The 15,848-nt window shown below is 62.1% G+C and carries 16 protein-coding genes; 8 read left to right on the top strand and 8 right to left on the bottom strand.

The genetic code is table 11. The features are described from left to right. Nucleotides 1-198: 198 nt before the first annotated feature. The 3 genes from ACIP02_RS04480 to ACIP02_RS04470 all read left to right on the top strand — a co-directional run bounded on the left by ACIP02_RS04480 (nucleotide 199) and on the right by ACIP02_RS04470 (nucleotide 2,828). On the top strand, nucleotides 199-786 hold the full coding sequence (locus ACIP02_RS04480; RefSeq protein ID WP_400613636.1) for a YecA family protein: 588 nt from the start codon (nucleotides 199-201) through the stop codon (nucleotides 784-786). 7 nt (nucleotides 787-793) lie between these two features. Further along, the gene (locus tag ACIP02_RS04475; RefSeq protein ID WP_400613634.1) at nucleotides 794-1,159 is read left to right on the top strand and encodes a YbaN family protein; all 366 of its coding nucleotides are present in this window, start codon (nucleotides 794-796) and stop codon (nucleotides 1,157-1,159) included. Nucleotides 1,160-1,469: 310 nt separating this feature from the next. Further along, complete coding sequence (locus ACIP02_RS04470) at nucleotides 1,470-2,828, top strand: TolC family outer membrane protein (RefSeq protein WP_400613631.1); 1,359 nt, start codon at nucleotides 1,470-1,472, stop codon at nucleotides 2,826-2,828. Between the two features lie 202 nt (nucleotides 2,829-3,030). On the opposite strand, the gene ACIP02_RS04465 is transcribed toward ACIP02_RS04470, so the two are convergent. The 3 genes from ACIP02_RS04465 to ACIP02_RS04455 all read right to left on the bottom strand — a co-directional run bounded on the left by ACIP02_RS04465 (nucleotide 3,031) and on the right by ACIP02_RS04455 (nucleotide 6,412). Next, a complete protein-coding gene (locus ACIP02_RS04465; protein WP_400613629.1) occupies nucleotides 3,031-3,630 on the bottom strand; it encodes a tRNA-uridine aminocarboxypropyltransferase in 600 nt (199 codons plus the stop codon). A gap of 186 nt (nucleotides 3,631-3,816) precedes the next feature. Continuing rightward, the gene (locus ACIP02_RS04460; RefSeq protein ID WP_400613627.1) at nucleotides 3,817-5,382 is read right to left on the bottom strand and encodes a methyl-accepting chemotaxis protein; all 1,566 of its coding nucleotides are present in this window, start codon (nucleotides 5,380-5,382) and stop codon (nucleotides 3,817-3,819) included. A 136-nt stretch (nucleotides 5,383-5,518) separates the two neighbouring features. Beyond that, nucleotides 5,519-6,412, bottom strand: a complete 894-nt coding sequence (locus tag ACIP02_RS04455) for a LysR family transcriptional regulator (RefSeq protein WP_201206170.1) — start codon at nucleotides 6,410-6,412, stop codon at nucleotides 5,519-5,521. A gap of 224 nt (nucleotides 6,413-6,636) precedes the next feature. Here ACIP02_RS04455 and speB point away from each other — a divergent pair, with 224 nt between their 5' ends. Together speB and ACIP02_RS04445 are read left to right on the top strand one after the other, a co-directional pair. Further along, nucleotides 6,637-7,587 carry an agmatinase gene (gene speB, locus ACIP02_RS04450; RefSeq protein ID WP_003254586.1) on the top strand — a complete coding sequence of 317 codons (951 nt, stop codon included), beginning with the start codon at nucleotides 6,637-6,639 and terminating at the stop codon, nucleotides 7,585-7,587. A 285-nt stretch (nucleotides 7,588-7,872) separates the two neighbouring features. Next, a complete protein-coding gene (locus tag ACIP02_RS04445) occupies nucleotides 7,873-9,252 on the top strand; it encodes a sodium:solute symporter (protein ID WP_400613624.1) in 1,380 nt (459 codons plus the stop codon). Between the two features lie 183 nt (nucleotides 9,253-9,435). On the opposite strand, the gene ACIP02_RS04440 is transcribed toward ACIP02_RS04445, so the two are convergent. Then, complete coding sequence (locus ACIP02_RS04440; RefSeq protein ID WP_009683677.1) at nucleotides 9,436-9,564, bottom strand: PA1414 family protein; 129 nt, start codon at nucleotides 9,562-9,564, stop codon at nucleotides 9,436-9,438. 124 nt (nucleotides 9,565-9,688) lie between these two features. Beyond that, complete coding sequence (locus ACIP02_RS04435; protein ID WP_400613620.1) at nucleotides 9,689-10,582, bottom strand: LysR substrate-binding domain-containing protein; 894 nt, start codon at nucleotides 10,580-10,582, stop codon at nucleotides 9,689-9,691. Nucleotides 10,583-10,688: 106 nt separating this feature from the next. Here ACIP02_RS04435 and ACIP02_RS04430 point away from each other — a divergent pair, with 106 nt between their 5' ends. Beyond that, nucleotides 10,689-11,861: an MFS transporter gene (locus tag ACIP02_RS04430; RefSeq protein WP_400613618.1), complete on the top strand. Its 1,173-nt coding sequence runs from the start codon at nucleotides 10,689-10,691 to the stop codon at nucleotides 11,859-11,861. A 127-nt stretch (nucleotides 11,862-11,988) separates the two neighbouring features. Here ACIP02_RS04430 and ACIP02_RS04425 read toward each other — a convergent pair whose 3' ends face one another. Together ACIP02_RS04425 and ACIP02_RS04420 are read right to left on the bottom strand one after the other, a co-directional pair. Further along, a complete protein-coding gene (locus ACIP02_RS04425) occupies nucleotides 11,989-12,915 on the bottom strand; it encodes a DMT family transporter (RefSeq protein WP_400613616.1) in 927 nt (308 codons plus the stop codon). Nucleotides 12,916-13,021: 106 nt separating this feature from the next. Continuing rightward, the gene (locus tag ACIP02_RS04420) at nucleotides 13,022-13,417 is read right to left on the bottom strand and encodes a transcriptional regulator (RefSeq protein ID WP_201205240.1); all 396 of its coding nucleotides are present in this window, start codon (nucleotides 13,415-13,417) and stop codon (nucleotides 13,022-13,024) included. Between the two features lie 223 nt (nucleotides 13,418-13,640). Here ACIP02_RS04420 and ACIP02_RS04415 point away from each other — a divergent pair, with 223 nt between their 5' ends. Together ACIP02_RS04415 and ACIP02_RS04410 are read left to right on the top strand one after the other, a co-directional pair. Continuing rightward, nucleotides 13,641-13,934: an addiction module antidote protein gene (locus ACIP02_RS04415; RefSeq protein WP_400613613.1), complete on the top strand. Its 294-nt coding sequence runs from the start codon at nucleotides 13,641-13,643 to the stop codon at nucleotides 13,932-13,934. Between the two features lie 89 nt (nucleotides 13,935-14,023). After that, complete coding sequence (locus ACIP02_RS04410; protein WP_400613611.1) at nucleotides 14,024-14,296, top strand: hypothetical protein; 273 nt, start codon at nucleotides 14,024-14,026, stop codon at nucleotides 14,294-14,296. A gap of 170 nt (nucleotides 14,297-14,466) precedes the next feature. On the opposite strand, the gene ACIP02_RS04405 is transcribed toward ACIP02_RS04410, so the two are convergent. Beyond that, nucleotides 14,467-15,828, bottom strand: a complete 1,362-nt coding sequence (locus tag ACIP02_RS04405) for a DEAD/DEAH box helicase (protein WP_400613609.1) — start codon at nucleotides 15,826-15,828, stop codon at nucleotides 14,467-14,469. Nucleotides 15,829-15,848: the final 20 nt, after the last annotated feature.

Raw genomic sequence — 15,848 nt, 5'->3', positions numbered from 1 at the left:
AAACCCGCCCCGCACACGCCGAATGCGTAAGCGGTTTTTACCAGGCGGCCGGCAATGCCTGCGCCTGGATGAAAAACCGCGGAGTATACCGCAGCGTTGTACTGCGCAGGGCACCACGGCGATAGACGTTCCCTTTACCCCGGCGCCGCTGCAAGGTGCTAGAATTCGTTATCGTTTATTCTCCAAGGTAGCCCTGTAATGTCCTTCGCCGAGCAACTGACCCGCCTGCAAGCCTTCCTCGACGCCGACGAACTGCACGAAGAGGCGTTGGACTACGTCGCCGCCCACGGCTACCTCACCGCCCTGTCAATCAACGCCGAAGAAGTGCCCGAGCGCGAATGGATCGACGCCCTGTTCGCCGAAGAGCCGCACTACGCCAGCGAAGCCCAGCGCACTGAAATCGAGGCCACCCTGGTGGCGCTCAAGGCGCACATTGCTCGCCAACTGGCCAGCGAAGAAGAATTCGACCTGCCGTGCGACCTCGACCTGACCGAAGAACCGGACGATTCCGACCTGCGCGGCTGGTGCATCGGCTTCATGGAAGGCGTTTTCCTGCGTGAAGAAGCCTGGTTCGACCGCGACGAAGAAGAAGTCAGCGAGATGCTGCTGCCAATCATGGTGGGTTCGGGCCTGTTCGACGAGCAGCCAGAGTTCGCCGACATCGCCAGCAACGCCAACCTGCAGGATGACATGATCGTACAGATCCCCGAAGCGCTGACCGCGCTGTTCCTGCTGCTGCACGCGCCTGACGAGAAACCGGCACTGCTCAAGCCACGCCACCACTGAACCTGCGGTGCGCTACCTGCTGCTGGCCATCGGCTGGCTCAGCGTCGCGCTGGGTGTATTGGGCATATTCCTGCCGGTATTGCCCACCACCCCCTTCCTGCTTCTGGCGGCAGCCTGCTTTGCCCGCAGCTCGCCGCGCTTTCACCACTGGCTGGTCTATCACCCCAAGCTGGGGCCATGGATCCGCGACTACCTCAGTGGTGAAGGCATCCCCCTCAAGGGCAAGGTCTACGCCATCGGCCTGATGTGGGCCAGCATTGGCCTGTCGTGCTACTTGGTACCGCTGTTCTGGGCGCGTACCTTCATGCTCACCAGTGCCGTGCTGGTCAGCCTGTACATCCTCAAGCAAAAAACCTTGCACGTGCGAAAGTGACAATATTTTGTCGCCAAATATCAATTTAGCCTAACTAATGCTCTATTTATCTGAAATAGTTCTGGAACCGTACGCGTGCCTTGTAAACCTTGGCTTTCAGGGCATTCGATGCTATCAGTCGCTATGTGCTTACGCTCATTAGTTAGACAATAAAGGCCTTATGTGGCAGTTTGATATGAACAAATCATCTTATCTATCGCATTGAATGTACTTAGCTGTGGGGTTAAAAACCTGCAACACTATACGCGATAAATTATCGTCATTTTTTTGGCGAACAGCAGGATCAATTCCAGGATCAGGGAGATGTACCATGCGCGTTTTGAACCCCATCACCAGTGCATTACTGTTGGCCCTGGCGAGTGCCAACGTACAGGCGATGTCGATCACCGAGGCCGTCCAAAGCGCCGTGGACTACCACCCACAGGTCAGCTCCAACCGTAACAGCAAGCTCTCGGCTGATGAAGACGTTAAGTTCGCGCGTGGTGGCTACTACCCTTCCGTAGACTTGGTCGCCGGCTACGGCCGTCAGCGCTCGGACAATAGCACCACCCGTGCCGAGGGTAACCACAACAAGGAAACCCTGAACTACACCCAGTCCGAGCTGCGCCTGCGGCAGATGATCTTCGACGGCTTCAACACCTCGAATGAAGTGGGCCGCACCGAGGCTGTCTCCACTTCTCGCGCCTACTACACCCAGGCAGTTGCCCAGGATGTCGCCCTGCGTGCGGTCGAGGTGTACCTGGAAGTGCTCAAGCGCCGTGAGCTGGTGACCCTGGCCAAGAACAACCTGCAAGCCCACCTGCGGGTCAATGACCAGATCGGCCTGCGCAACGAGCGTGGCGTCGGCAGCACCGCTGACCTTGACCAGTCCCGCGCCCGTCGCGCCCTGGCAGAAAACAACCTGGACACCGCCGAAGTCGACCTGGCCGATGCCGAGGCCAACTTCTTCAGCGTAGTCGGACGCGTGCCAGACGAGCTGGAAAGCCCGCAGTCGATCAAAGTGGAGATGCCGGTCAATCTGGAAGAAGCGCGCGAAGGCATGCGCCAGAACAACCCCTACATCAAATCGGCACAAGCGGATGTGAATGCCGCCGAGAAGCAATACGAAATCGGCAAATCGACCTTCTATCCCCGCTTCGACGCCATCCTTGCCACCGGTGCCAATAACAACACGGGTGGCGAGAAGGGTCATAACAATAATGACTGGCAAGCCGGCGTCGAAATGAACTACAACCTGTTCCGCGGCGGCAGTGACAAGGCTCGCCTGAACTCCGACGCGCACAAGATCAACCAGGCCCTGGACATCCGCAATAACGCCCTGCGTGAGTTGACCGAGAACCTGAGCCTGGCGTGGAACGCCATGAACAACGCCAGCAAGCAGCTGCCGACCGCGCGTGAATACGCCGAGACCACCAAGCGCGTGCGCGCGGCCTACCAGGACCAGTTCGGCCTGGGCCAACGTACCCTGCTGGACGTGCTGGACAGTGAGAACGAGCTGTACAACGCCGACCGCCGCTACACCGAAGTGCGTTACACCGAAGAGTTCTCGCGCTATCGCGTACTGGCAACCATGGGCGAGCTGCTGACCAAGCAGCGTATTTCGCTGCCGCCAGAGGCGCTGGCGACTACTGAAGTACGTACTGAGGCGCGTTTGCCTGAAATGCGTTGATCGGGTTTGAGATTGCCGGGGCCGCGTTGCGGCCCTATCGCGACACTAGGCCGCTCCTACACCGGCCGCGCACGCCCAGTTCAGCAGGCTTGCGCGGACACTGTGGGAGCGGCTTAAGCCGCGAACACCGGCGCAGCCGGTGCCATAGATCGAGTTGCCTGCTTCGCGGGTAAACCCGCTCCCACAGGGCATCATTGCATGCTCACCCCTCACCATGATTACGCTGGAACGTCTCCACGCCCATGGCCCTGATCTGCCCTTCGATCAACGCTTCGAACGGTGCCAGCAGCGCATCGAAGCAGGCTGGCTGCTCCAGCGCATTCAGTGCCCCCACCACGGCTTCGATGGTCGACAACGCCCCCGCCTCCGGCGCCTTGCGCAAGCGATAGCGCGAAGCAGCCACCTGCCCCAAGGTCACCCTCGGCAACGCTTCCAGCAGCGGATTCAGGTAAAGCAGCTTGCGCGCCTTGCGCCAGGTGCCGTCGGGCACGATCAGCAGCAACGGATTGTCGCTCGCCTCGCCATAGGCGCTCAGCACCTGGGCGTCATCACCGGGGAACAACAGCACCGGCCGGTAGCCGGGTGTAGCGAGTAACGGCTCCAGGCCATCGAACACCTCACCGATCCGCAGCTCGGCGTTGTTCAGGCCAAGGGCAGCCAGGCGTGCGGTGTTCAGCGCGTGGGCGGTTTCGCTGGGATGCTGCAGCAGGATCACGCGGGTACGGCTGTCGAGCGCGGGAATCAAAGGGCAGAGGCAATGGTCGAGCGGGCGCTGGCAGCGTTCGCAGCGAGGTCTGGGCATGGGGGTCTCCTTGGCGGGGACAATTTTGCCACAGATCATGGGCCCGCTTGCGGGCCATTCGCCCCTGTAGGAGCGGGCTTGCCCGCGAAACAGGCAACGCGGTGGCTGGCACGGGCTTCGCCCGTGTTCGCGGGTAAACCCGCTCCTACAAAGGCCATGAGGCTGCAAAAGCAGCTCTCTGCGATTTCAGCGGTTGAACCGCTCCGCCAGGCTATGCAGGTACTCGGCCATGCGCTCCAGGTCCTGGCTGATCTCTGCACCCTGCCGCGCTTGCCCGGCACTCTGGTCGCACAGCTGGGCAATCCGCACAATCTGCTGGTTGATGTCCTCGGCTACATGGCTCTGCTGTTCCGACGCCGTGGCCATCTGCTGGCTCATGCCGGTAATGCGGCTGACCGCCTGGGCAATTCCGCTCAACGCGGCCTGCACCGCTTCGACACTGTGCACGCTGTCACGGGAGATCTGCTCACCGCGGCTGGCAGTGCTCACCGCCCGCTCCGCCCCGGCGCGCAACGAGGCGATGATCTGGTGTATCTCCTGGGTCGACGTACGGGTGCGTTGGGCCAGCGAGCGCACCTCATCGGCCACCACGGCAAACCCGCGCCCCTGCTCGCCCGCCCGCGCCGCTTCAATGGCGGCATTGAGCGCCAGCAGGTTGGTCTGCTCGGCAATCGAGGTAATCACATCGACCACGCTGCCTATCGACTGGGTCTGCTCGGCCAAAGCATTCACCGCCTGGCCAATGTCATTGACCGCATCGCTCATGCTGCCCATGGCTTTCAGGCTCTGCAGCGCCAGCTCACTACCGTGCTGCGCCAGCTGGTCGGCATCACCCGCCGCATGCGCCGTGCTCTGCACGTTGTGGGTGACCTCCTGGATGGTGGCCGCCATCTGCGCAATGGCGGTGGCCGACTGGTCGGTCTCGCTACGCTGGCGGTCGAGCATCTGCGCCTGGGCATCGGACAGGTCGGAGGATTGCGCAGCCCGCGATTTCACCCCGACCCCGGCGTCCACCAGGCGCGTCAACGCCGTTTGCAGGCGGGCTTCCTCACTGAGGATGGCGAGGTCCAGTCGGCCCTGCAGGCCTGGATTGTCGCTGTAGGTCAACGCCACCAAGGGGCTGGTGAAGGCCTTGGGGTGCTCGGCCAGCGTGCGGCGAATGGTCTGGTTCTGCCCGTGCTCGACCAGGTACCAGGCCAGCAGCAGGCTGGCCATCAGCACGCCGAGCGCGGCATACGGTGGTAGCCACAAGTAGCCTGCCGCCGACACCAGGCCCGCACCGATCAATGGCCAGCCCTGGCCTAGGCCATGCCCCAAGCGGGCCACCCACGACACCGGCGTGCGGCCATCGCGCAAGCGGCCGTACAAGGCCTCGGCGCGGCGAATCTGCTCGCGCGTGGGCACCGAGCGTACCGACTCGTAGCCACTGATGCGGCCCTGCTCATAGATCGCCGTAACGTAGGCGCTGACCCAGTAGTAATCACCGTTCTTCGCCCGGTTCTTGACCACCCCCATCCACGGTTTACCCTGCTTGATGGTTTCCCACATGTGGCCGAATACCGCGGGCGGCATGTCCGGGTGACGCACCAGGTTGTGGGGTTGCCCTACCAACTCGTCGTAGGTGAACCCGCTGATTGCCACAAAGGCATCGTTGCAGTAGGTGATGCGGCTATTGAGATCGGTAGTGGAAATTAGCCGTTGTTCGCTGGAAAAGGTTCTTTCGTGCTCAGTGACGGGCAAATTCATGCGCATCTTGGGCGATCCTTGCAGGATGAAATAAGGGGAAATCATCAGCGCAAGTTGATATGTAGCAGAGCGCTATCAGGTTAGCGGTCAGCTTTTGCCGGAATTTAACGTCGCCCGACGGAATGCATGAATGTGACGCAGCTCAACCCACGTTGAGCTGGCTTTTGAGCAGATCGCGGAAGGTCTGGATCAACGGTTCGCGGCTACGCCCGCGGCGAATGATCAACGAGAACGGCGCCTGGTAACCGAAGGTCGACGGCGACAGCACACGCAAGTCGCCCTTGTCGACCCAGGCCTGTGCGTAGTGTTCGGGCAGATAGCCGATGTACGCACCCGAGAGAATCAGGATCAGCTGCGCCTCCATGCTCTCTACCGTTGCCGCGCTGTGCTTGAAGCCATGCCGGGCCAGTTCGGCTTGGCTCCAGTAGCCACGCCCGACCATGCGCTGCTGGGTTACCACCTGCTCGGGAATTCGCCGATCGTTGTACAGCGGGTGGCGGCTGCTGCAGTACAGCCAGTGCTGTTCGCGGTACAACGGCTGGTACAGCAGGCCGCTCATGCGCGAGGAAAACGCACCGATGGCCAGGTCCAGGCGGTTGTCCTGCACACCCAGTTGCAGCTCGTACGGGCTGGACACCGACAGGTGCAGGTGCACTGCCGGGTGCTCCTGGCTGTAGGCACCGATGGCTTCGGCCAGCGGCAGCGCGCGGTCGCCAACCGTGGAATCGATCACCCCCAGGTTGAGGGTGCCGCGCAGCTCGCCCTTGAGGGCTGCGGCATACTGCTCGAAACCGTCCAGTTCGGCCAGCAGGCGCAGGGTTTCCTGGTGGAACAGCTCGCCCTTGCTGGTCAGGCTGAAACCGCCCCGGCCCCGGTGGCACAGCACGATACCCAAGGCACCCTCCAGCTGGCTCATGTAGGTACTGATGGCCGAGGTCGACAGGTTCAGCTCGCGCTGGGCGTTGGCAAAGCCCTGGTGGCGGACCACGCTGATGAAGATGCGCAGCAGTTTCAGGTCGGGCAATGTCGAGGCCATGGTGCAACGGTTCCACTGGTGTATTTGCGCGCAGTCTAACCGTTGCGCCAGGCTTTAGTTCAGAAATTCCTGAACTAAGTATTTGTCGGTAGCGATTCTTCCCGGGCACTACCTTGCGCAGACTGGCCGAAATGTCCCTGCCCGCCGGCAAAAACACAGTTGAAAGGCGCGCCGCGGCACAGGTTCGAACAAACAGAACAATCGACCGACTGATGAGGCCCACCGTGGACAAGACTCTCCACCAACCACTGGGCGGCAACGAAATGCCGCGTTTCGGCGGCATCGCCACCATGCTCCGTCTGCCCCACCTGCAAAGCGCCGAAGGCCTGGATGCTGCCTTCATCGGCGTGCCACTGGACATCGGCACCTCGCTGCGCTCCGGCACCCGCTTCGGCCCACGGCAGATCCGCGCCGAATCGGTAATGATCCGCCCGTACAACATGGCCACCGGGGCTGCACCGTTCGACTCGCTGTCGGTTGCCGACATCGGTGATGTGGCGATCAATACCTTCAACCTGCTGGACGCCGTGCGCATCATCGAAGAAGCGTATGACGAAATCGTCGAGCACAATGTCATCCCCATGACCCTGGGTGGCGACCACACCATCACCCTGCCGATCCTGCGTGCGCTGCACAAGAAGCACGGCAAGATCGGCCTGGTGCACATCGACGCCCACGCCGACGTCAACGACCACATGTTCGGCGAGAAGATCGCCCACGGCACCACCTTCCGCCGCGCGGTGGAAGAAGGCCTGCTCGACTGCGACCGCGTGGTGCAGATTGGCCTGCGCGCCCAGGGCTACACCGCCGACGACTTCAACTGGAGCCGTCGCCAGGGCTTCCGCGTGGTTCAGGCCGAAGAGTGCTGGCACAAGTCGCTGGAACCGTTGATGGCCGAAGTGCGGGAAAAGGTCGGTGGCGGCCCGGTTTACCTGTCGTTCGACATCGATGGCATCGACCCGGCCTGGGCGCCAGGCACCGGTACCCCGGAAATTGGCGGCTTGACCACCATCCAGGCAATGGAGATCATCCGCGGCTGCCACGGCCTGGACCTGATCGGCTGTGACCTTGTCGAAGTCTCCCCGCCTTACGACACCACCGGCAACACCTCGCTGCTCGGTGCCAACCTGCTGTTCGAGATGCTTTGCGTGCTGCCGGGTGTGGTCCGCCGCTAACCGGCGTTTGGTTGCATTCGGTTGTAGGAGCGGCCTTGTGTCGCGAGCGGGCTGCGGAGCAGCCCCGGATTCATGCATCGACGCCCGAATCGCTGGGGCCGCTTTGCGGCCCGATCGCGACACAAGGCCGCTCCTACAAACAGCGCCCGCAGTATCTGTAGTACCCCGGCAGGAGCCATATGGGAGGGCCACTGAGGCCCGCCAACACAAGACAAGACTGCCGGGCGCCGTGTAAACGCCCGCGTGGTCAATCTCGCCATAATAAAGATAATCGGGAGACCCCCAATGGCCTTGGACATCATTGTTGTAATGATCTACACCGCCGGCATGCTCGGGCTTGGCTGGTATGGCATGCGACGCGCAAAAACCCATGAAGATTACCTGGTGGCCGGGCGCAACCTCGGCCCGGTGCTATACATGGGCACCATGGCCACCACCGTACTCGGTGGCGCTTCCACCGTCGGTACCGTGCGCCTGGGCTACGTCCACGGCATCTCCGGCTTCTGGCTGTGCGCAGCCCTGGGCCTGGGCATCATCGCCATCAACCTGTTCCTGGCCAAGCCGCTGCTGCGCCTGCGCATCTTCACCGTGACCCAGGTGCTGGAGCAGCGTTACAACCCCACTGCACGCCAGGCCAGCGCCGTGATCATGCTGGCGTACGCGCTGATGATCGGCGTGACCTCGACCCTGGCCATGGCCACCGTCCTGCAGGTGCTGCTGGACCTGCCGTTCTGGGCATCGCTGCTACTCGGTGGCGGCGTGGTAGTGCTGTACTCGACCATTGGCGGCATGTGGTCGCTGACCCTGACCGACATCGTCCAGTTCGTGATCAAGACCGTCGGCCTGATGTTCATCCTGCTGCCGGTGTGCCTGTACAAGGCCGGTGGTTGGGACACCCTGGTGGCCAAGTTGCCAGCGGCCAGCTTCCAGCTGACCACCATTGGCTGGGACACCATCATTACCTACTTCCTGATCTACTTCTTCGGCATCCTGATAGGCCAGGACATCTGGCAGCGGGTGTTCACCGCCCGTGACGAAAAGGTCTGCCAGCGTGCCGGTACGGTTGCGGGTGTGTATTGCGTGGTGTACGGCCTGGCTTGCGCGGCAATCGGCATGGCGGCACATGTGCTGATGCCAGACCTTGCCAACCCGAACAATGCCTTCGCCGAGATGATCAAGAGCACCCTGCCCGATGGCATCCGTGGCTTGCTGATGGCAGCTGCCCTGGCGGCGATGATGTCCACCGCCAGTGCCGGCCTGCTGGCGGCCTCGACCACCATCACCGAAGACCTGCTGCCCAAGCTGCGTGGCGGCAAGCAGTCGAGCCTGGGTACCAGCCGCCTGTTCACCTTGCTGACCGGCCTGGTAGTACTGGGTATCGCACTGCTGGTCAACGATGTGATCAATGCCCTGACCCTGGCCTACAACCTGTTGGTCGGTGGCATGCTGATCCCGCTGATTGGCGCCATCTTCTGGAAGCGTGCGACCACCGCCGGGGCCATTGCCAGCATGTCGCTGGGCTTTGCTACCGCGCTGCTGTTCATGTTCAAGGACGGGCTGGAAGCCAATACGCCGATCTACTACAGCCTGGCGGTTGGTTTGGTGAGCTTTGTGGTGGTGAGCCTGGTGTCGCGTAAATCGGTGGTGGCGGTGAAGCTGGCCTGATAGATCGTGGTTGCCTGCACTGGCCTCTTCGCGGGTAAACCCGCTCCTACAACGGAACACATGCCGTTGTAGGAGCGGGTTCACCCGCGAAGAGGCCCGCACAGGCAACACATAATTGGCACACACAAAAAGGCCGCAGCCCCCACCCAGGTGCTGCGGCCTTCGTTTTGCTCTTCAGTAGGATTAGCGACGACGCGGTTGGCGCTTGCGCTGCTCTTCATCAGTCGGGATCGGCACCGGCTGCAAGGGTGGTGGAATCAGCCCCAAGGCGACCGCCAGGTCGTGGAGCCAGTTGGACAGTGGTTTATTCATAATGCCCCCTTGACGGGTCAGCCTCACGGCAAATCAATCCTGCGATGTTTCATACAGATCATAGCCTGATGTCCTGTATTACGCATGCCTCTGCTCTTACAGATATGGGCCATTTTGACCCGGATCAAGCCGTGGCGGCGCATTCCGACGACTGGTCAATCGTTTCGCTTTGTTGCAAGTCGATCCAGGCCTGCAAATTTGCCCCGCGCATCCCTTGGCGCCACATCAGCCAGGTAACTGCCTGATCGAACGGCGCCTGCAGCGGATGCACCCTTACCCGGTCGCGCCCGGGCAGGCTGTCGAGCATCGACTGGGCCATCATCGCCACCCCTGCGCCGGCAATCACACAGGCCAACATGCTCTGGTACGACTCGATCTCCATCACCCGGCCCATCGGCGTATGGGCATGGGCATACCAGGCCTCCAGGCGCATGCGGTACGAGCAGCCCTGGCGGAAGGTGAACACCGCCTTGCCCACCACGTCCTTCGCGCTGTGCACCGTCGGGTGTTCAGGGCTGGTGATCAGCACCAGTTGCTCATCGCACAGTGGCACGCCATCCAGCCCGGCGAGGTTCAGCGGGCCGTCCACCAGTGCGGCATCCAGGCTGTGGTTGAGCAGGCCTTCGAGCAATTCGCCACTGGGTGCGGCGCGCACCTGCAGGTTCACAGCAGGGTAAGCCTGGTGATAACGCGCCAACAGCGCCGGCAAATGGGTCGCGGCGGTGCTGTACATGGTCCCCAGCACGAAATCCCCGGCGGGCTGGCCGCCACGCACCGCGGCCAGTGCCTCGTCGCGCAGGTTCGACATACGGTTGGCGTAGTCCAGCAGCACCTTGCCTGCCGGTGACAGTTGCAAGCGCTGGCGTTCACGCAGGAACAGCTCGACGCCCAATTGCTCTTCGAGCTGACGCAAGCGCGTCGAAAGGTTCGACGGCACCCGGTGCAGGCGCTCGGCGGCACGGGTAATCGAGCCTTCCTCGGCGACAGCCTGGAAGATACGCAGCTGGCTGAATTCCACGACATTCTCCAAAACAGAACAACTTGATCATCATTATTCAATTTTATTGAAAATGAAACCGCCCTAACCTGCCAGTCATCGCTTACATCCGTGCAGGAGACCTGTCATGTCGCCACTTATTCAACTGCTGGCCAGCGCGGTGGCGCTGATGCTGGCTATGGGCATCGGCCGTTTCGCCCTCACCCCGCAACTGCCGCAACTGATTGCCGAAGGCCAGTTCGACTTGACGGTCGCGGGGCTGGTGGCAGCGGCCAATTACCTGGGTTATTTCATCGGTGCTGTGGACGCGATGTTCGCCCGCTCGCCCGGCCAGGTGCGCCTGCGCCTGCATGGCGGGCTGTGGCTGTGCGTGGCGCTGACCCTGGCCTCGTGGGCTGCCGACGGCTTCTGGGCGCACCTGCTGTTGCGCTTTGGCACCGGCGTAGCCAGTGCCTGGGTGCTGGTGATGCTTACCAGCCTCAGCCAGCAAGTGGCCAATGCCCACAACCGCCAACGCCTGGGTGCGCTGGTCTTCGCCGGGCCCGGACTGGGCATTGCCGTGACCGGGCTGCTGGCACTGGTGGCGCATGGGCTGGGGCTGGGTTCGGCAGCACTGTGGCTGATCTATGCCGTGGCGGCGCTGTTGATGCTGCTGGCCGTACGGCCGTGGCTGCCCCGGGCGGTGCAAACGGCACCAACGTCGTCGTCAGCCCATCAGGGCCCGTCCCACAGTGTCGGCATTGGCCGGCTGGGGCTGGTGTATGCGTTGTACGGTGTGGGGTACATCCTGCCGGCCACCTTCCTGTCGCAGATGGCCAACCAGCAGTTTCATGGCCAGTGGCTGGCTGACCTGTTCTGGCCGGCGTTTGGCCTGGCGGCGGCGCTGGGTGTGCTGTTGGTGAGCCTACGCCGCCGCGGACGCACTTCGGCCTGGCTGACCGCCACCCTGTGGCTGCAAGGCCTGGGCGTGCTGGCTTGCCTGATGGGTGGGGGTGTCGGGTTGGCGTTGGGCGTGGTGCTGTGCGGTGGGCCGTTCCTGGCCTGTATGCAGCTGGTCATGCAGCGCTCGCGGGAACTGGCACCGCATGCCACGCAGCGCAATGCCGGGCTGCTGACTGCGTGCTTTGCCCTGGGGCAGTTGAGCGGGCCGTTGTTGGCGGCGCTCAGCAGCCATTACAGCGGTGGGTTGCAACCGGCGCTGATGGTGGCGGCAGGTGGGCTGGCGGTGGCTGGGGGGTTGGTGCTGGTTGGCAGTGGGGCACAGCAGGTTGGTGGTTGTCAGGCCAGGGTTACATCCTGAGTTGTTGTTGCCTGTACGGGCCTATTCGCGGGTGAACCCGCTCCTACAAAGACCGTGTAATCCTCAAGGCTTGCGCGGTCCTTGTAGGAGCGGGTTTACCCGCGAATAGGCCGGTACAGGCTAAACGTTACCCTACAAACTTGCGCAATTGCTGCTTCACCCAAGGCTCAGCACTCACCAGAATCACCCCCAGCAACACCATCAACGCCCCCACCACAAAATTCGCGCTCAGCGGCTCATCCAGCAGCAAGACACCAAAGGTCACCCCGAACAACGGGGTGATGAAGGAAAACACTGCCAGGTTCGACGCCAGGTATTTGCGCAACAACCAGAACCAGGTCAGGTAGCTGACGAACGACACCACAATCCCCTGGAACAATACGCTGCCCATGGCCAACGGCGTCAGCAACACCGCGCCGATCTGCCCGCTAAGCAGGGCAATCAGCAACAAGCCGGCAAAACCCACCGCCAGCTGATAGAACAAGGTCAAGGTCGCCGGCGCTTCCGACAGCCGCGAGCAGCGCACCACCACCGTGGTTGCCCCCCAGGCCAGCCCTGCGATCACGCCAAACGCATCGCCCAGCAAGGTGCGGCCATCCATGTGCTCGAACGACATGCCACCGGCAAAGGCCATGGCAATGCCGCCAAAAGCCAGCAGAATGCCTAACCATTGCAGTAGCCGCAGGCGTTCACTGGCCAGGCTGAAATGCAGGCCCAATGCGGTAAATACAGGCGCGGTATAAAGGAATACCGACATATGCGCTGCCGAGGTCAGCTTGAGGCCCTCGGCAATGAACAGGAATTCGACGCCGAACAGCCCACCTGCCAGCAGGCCGGCGCGCCAGGTACTGCCGACCTGCTCCCAGCCCCCGCGCCAGCACAGCATCAGGCCCACCAACACGGCGGCGATGCCGTTGCGCAACGCTGCCTGCATCACCGGGGCGATGTCGACAGCAGCGCTCTTGATCAGCACCTGCTGGCAGCCCCAGATCAGGCACAGGCCCAGCATGACCTGGAAAGCAAAGGCGTCTGGGTTCTTGCGGACCGCGCTCATGGGCGGGCCTCTGAGGTGATCGTGGGCATGGGCAAGGACTCGGCAGCGTTCAGAAGCTACCGATTATCGGGGTTTCGTGACCGCCCTTGCCAGCCTCAAAACGACCTCAAGCGATTTGCGCTTTTGCCGACACCTGTTCAAAGGTGGTTTCGTCCAGCGCATCTTCCTGCTCATCCAGCACCTGGCGCGGGTGCTCAAAGCCAGGGATGCTACTGTCGATCAGGCTCATCAGCCGCGATCCGCGCTCGGTCAGCACGAAGTTCTCACCGTTGCCGCCGTCCTCTTCAGGCCGGCTTTCGATAAAGCCGCGCTCGAACAACAGCTTTTCGTACTCGCAGGCACGGGTTTTCAAATGGTCCAGGTCACCCACCGGCTCGCCCTTGGCGGCCAGCGCGGCAGCGTGCTGCTCGGCGTATGGGCGTGGCGTGAAGCTGTGACCGCCGCCGTTCTGCACCTCGTGCAGCAAGCGTTCGATCAAGTCCCAGTCGTAGGCGATGCTCATGGCTACGGGCTCCTGCTGTGGACGGAAAGGGGTACACAGGTGGGACTCGCCGGAGGGGTGCGGTGTTCCGAAAGATTTGACGGGGCAACTGTACGAGCCTGAAGGCACTGATACAGCAATAGGGAAAGAACATTTGCTGGCTCGTTACCTGTAGTTTATAAACTACACACGACAACTAAACTTCAAGCAGCCCACCAGGCACTGCGTTCGTGGAGGATGCAAAATGACTGAAACCTTCTCTGAATTTGATCCCGCCGAATACCTCACTACTCCCGAAGCAATAGCTGTGTTCATGACCGACGCCCTTGAGACCGGGGATGCCAGCTATGTCGCCAATGCTGTCGGCGTGGTAGCACGAGCGAAAGGCATGAGCGAGCTGGCGAAAGAAACCGGCCTGTCTCGGGAACAGCTTTACCGGTCTTTCAGCGAGCATGGCAACCCGACCCTTAAATCGTTCCTGACCGTGATGAAAGCACTGGGAATAGACATGACAGCGCGCCCCCATATCTCAGGCTGATTATCAGGCTCCGCCATCGGTCGCAAGCCGTGAACTTTGCTGCACCCAAAGCCCTCCACCGCGCATAGTCACCGCTGGAGGTAGAAAGGATGAAACCGCTGCTACCCATTGCCTGCGCCACCGCCCTGCTCTGCGCCCTGCCCGTCTGGGCCTGCACACCCGAAGAAGCGACGCAGAAACGTGAAGAGCTGGCCGGGTTGGTTACCCAGTTGACCGAGCAGAACCCGCAGAAGGCCAAGGAGATCAATGACGAGCTTCAGGGGATGGACCTGGGGACGGCGAGCAAGGACTTGCCCGACAAGTGTCAGCTGATTGACCAGCGGATCAAGGAGTTGAAGCAGGCGGAGAAGAAGGCTGAGTGAGATGCTTCCCGCTGACGCGCGCCCCTGTAGGAGCGGCCTTGTGTCGCGAAAGGGCCGCAAAGCGGCCCCAGCAATTTGTGCATTTGCGCCAAAATCATGGGGCTGCTCCGCAGCCCTTTCGCGACACAAGGCCGCTCCTACAGGGAGTGCGTCAGCCTGCCAGAGGCTGATTACTCAGCAGCAGGCTTGCGCTTCTTCAGCGGTGCCAAACCGTCGGCGCTAGCCAGTGGCGCGTTGGCCCTCGGCTTGGCGGTAGGCTTGCGCTTGGCCGCGGTCTTCTTGTCGCCGGACTTCTTCTCGACCTTTTTCTTCTTGCTGCCAGCCGCCTTGCCCGAAGCCTTGACCTTCTTCGGCCCGCTGTAGGTACCCTTCACTTCCTTGATTACCCGGCGCTCGAACTGCTGCTTGAGGTAGCGTTCGATGCTCGACATCAGGTTCCAGTCGTTGTGGGTGATCAACGAAATCGCCAGGCCTTCGCCACCGGCACGCCCGGTACGGCCCACGCGGTGCACGTACTCGTCGCCGCTGCGCGGCATGTCGAAGTTGATCACCAGGTCGAGGCCGTCGATGTCCAGGCCACGGGCGGCCACGTCGGTGGCCACCAGCACCTTGGAGCTGCCTTGCTTGAAGCGCTCGATGGCCAGCTTGCGGTCTTTCTGGTCCTTCTCGCCGTGCAGCACGAAGGCTTTCACGTCCTTGGCCACCAGGTGGCCGTAGATACGGTCGGCCAGGGCGCGGGTGTTAGTAAAGATGATCGCCTTGTCGAAGGTTTCGTTGGCCAGCAGCCACTGCACGATCTGCTCTTTGTGCTGGTCGTGGTCGGCCATGACGACCTGCTGGCGGGTGCCTTCAGCCAGTTGCGAGACGCTGTTGAGCATCAGGTGCTCAGGGTCTTTCAGCACCTTGCCAATGATGTCGCGCAGGGCCGCACCACCCGTGGTGGCGGAGAACAGCAGGGTCTGTTCGCGGTTCTCGCACTCCTTGCACAGGCGCTCCATGTCTTCGGCAAAGCCCATGTCCAGCATGCGGTCGGCTTCGTCGAGAATCAGTACCTGCACGTGGGACAGGTCGAGGTTGCCGGCATTCAGTTGCTCCAGCAGGCGGCCCGGCGTGCCGATCAGCACGTCCGGCACCTTGCGCAGCATCGCGGCCTGTTCCTTGAAGTCTTCACCACCGGTGACCAGGCCCGCCTTGATATAGGTGAACTGCGAGAACAGCTGCACTTGCTTGAGGGTCTGCTGGGCCAGCTCGCGGGTCGGCAGCAGGATCAGCGAGCGGATCTCGACACGCCCGCCTTTCAGGTCGACCAGGCGGTTGAGCAGCGGCAGCACGAAGGCTGCAGTCTTGCCGCTGCCAGTCTGCGCAGTCACGCGCAGGTCACGCCCTTGCAGGGCCAGGGGGATGGCCGCGGCCTGCACCGGGGTTGGCTCGACAAATTTAAGCTCGGCCACGGCTTTAAGCAGGCGTTCATGCAGGGCGAATTGGGAGAACACGGAGGTAACCTCAGACAAGTGCGGGAAATTCAGTTGCATAGGGTAACGTTTTCTGCCGC

It is taken from the genome of Pseudomonas sp. NPDC089408 (assembly GCF_044749445.1).
Taxonomy (GTDB): Bacteria; Pseudomonadota; Gammaproteobacteria; order Pseudomonadales; family Pseudomonadaceae; genus Aquipseudomonas.
Note: the sequence above shows the minus strand (reverse complement) of the source record. Positions and strands in the feature narration are given on the sequence as shown.

Coding starts and splice junctions, on each gene's coding strand:
- ACIP02_RS04480 (WP_400613636.1), top strand. CDS start 199: ATGTCCTTCGCCGAGCAACTGACCCGCCTGCAAGCCTTCCTCGACGCC.
- ACIP02_RS04470 (WP_400613631.1), top strand. CDS start 1,470: ATGCGCGTTTTGAACCCCATCACCAGTGCATTACTGTTGGCCCTGGCG.
- ACIP02_RS04465 (WP_400613629.1), bottom strand. CDS start 3,630: ATGCCCAGACCTCGCTGCGAACGCTGCCAGCGCCCGCTCGACCATTGC.
- ACIP02_RS04460 (WP_400613627.1), bottom strand. CDS start 5,382: ATGCGCATGAATTTGCCCGTCACTGAGCACGAAAGAACCTTTTCCAGC.
- ACIP02_RS04455 (WP_201206170.1), bottom strand. CDS start 6,412: ATGGCCTCGACATTGCCCGACCTGAAACTGCTGCGCATCTTCATCAGC.
- ACIP02_RS04445 (WP_400613624.1), top strand. CDS start 7,873: ATGGCCTTGGACATCATTGTTGTAATGATCTACACCGCCGGCATGCTC.
- ACIP02_RS04440 (WP_009683677.1), bottom strand. CDS start 9,564: ATGAATAAACCACTGTCCAACTGGCTCCACGACCTGGCGGTCGCCTTG.
- ACIP02_RS04430 (WP_400613618.1), top strand. CDS start 10,689: ATGTCGCCACTTATTCAACTGCTGGCCAGCGCGGTGGCGCTGATGCTG.
- ACIP02_RS04425 (WP_400613616.1), bottom strand. CDS start 12,915: ATGAGCGCGGTCCGCAAGAACCCAGACGCCTTTGCTTTCCAGGTCATG.
- ACIP02_RS04420 (WP_201205240.1), bottom strand. CDS start 13,417: ATGAGCATCGCCTACGACTGGGACTTGATCGAACGCTTGCTGCACGAG.
- ACIP02_RS04415 (WP_400613613.1), top strand. CDS start 13,641: ATGACTGAAACCTTCTCTGAATTTGATCCCGCCGAATACCTCACTACT.
- ACIP02_RS04410 (WP_400613611.1), top strand. CDS start 14,024: ATGAAACCGCTGCTACCCATTGCCTGCGCCACCGCCCTGCTCTGCGCC.
- ACIP02_RS04405 (WP_400613609.1), bottom strand. CDS start 15,828: ATGCAACTGAATTTCCCGCACTTGTCTGAGGTTACCTCCGTGTTCTCC.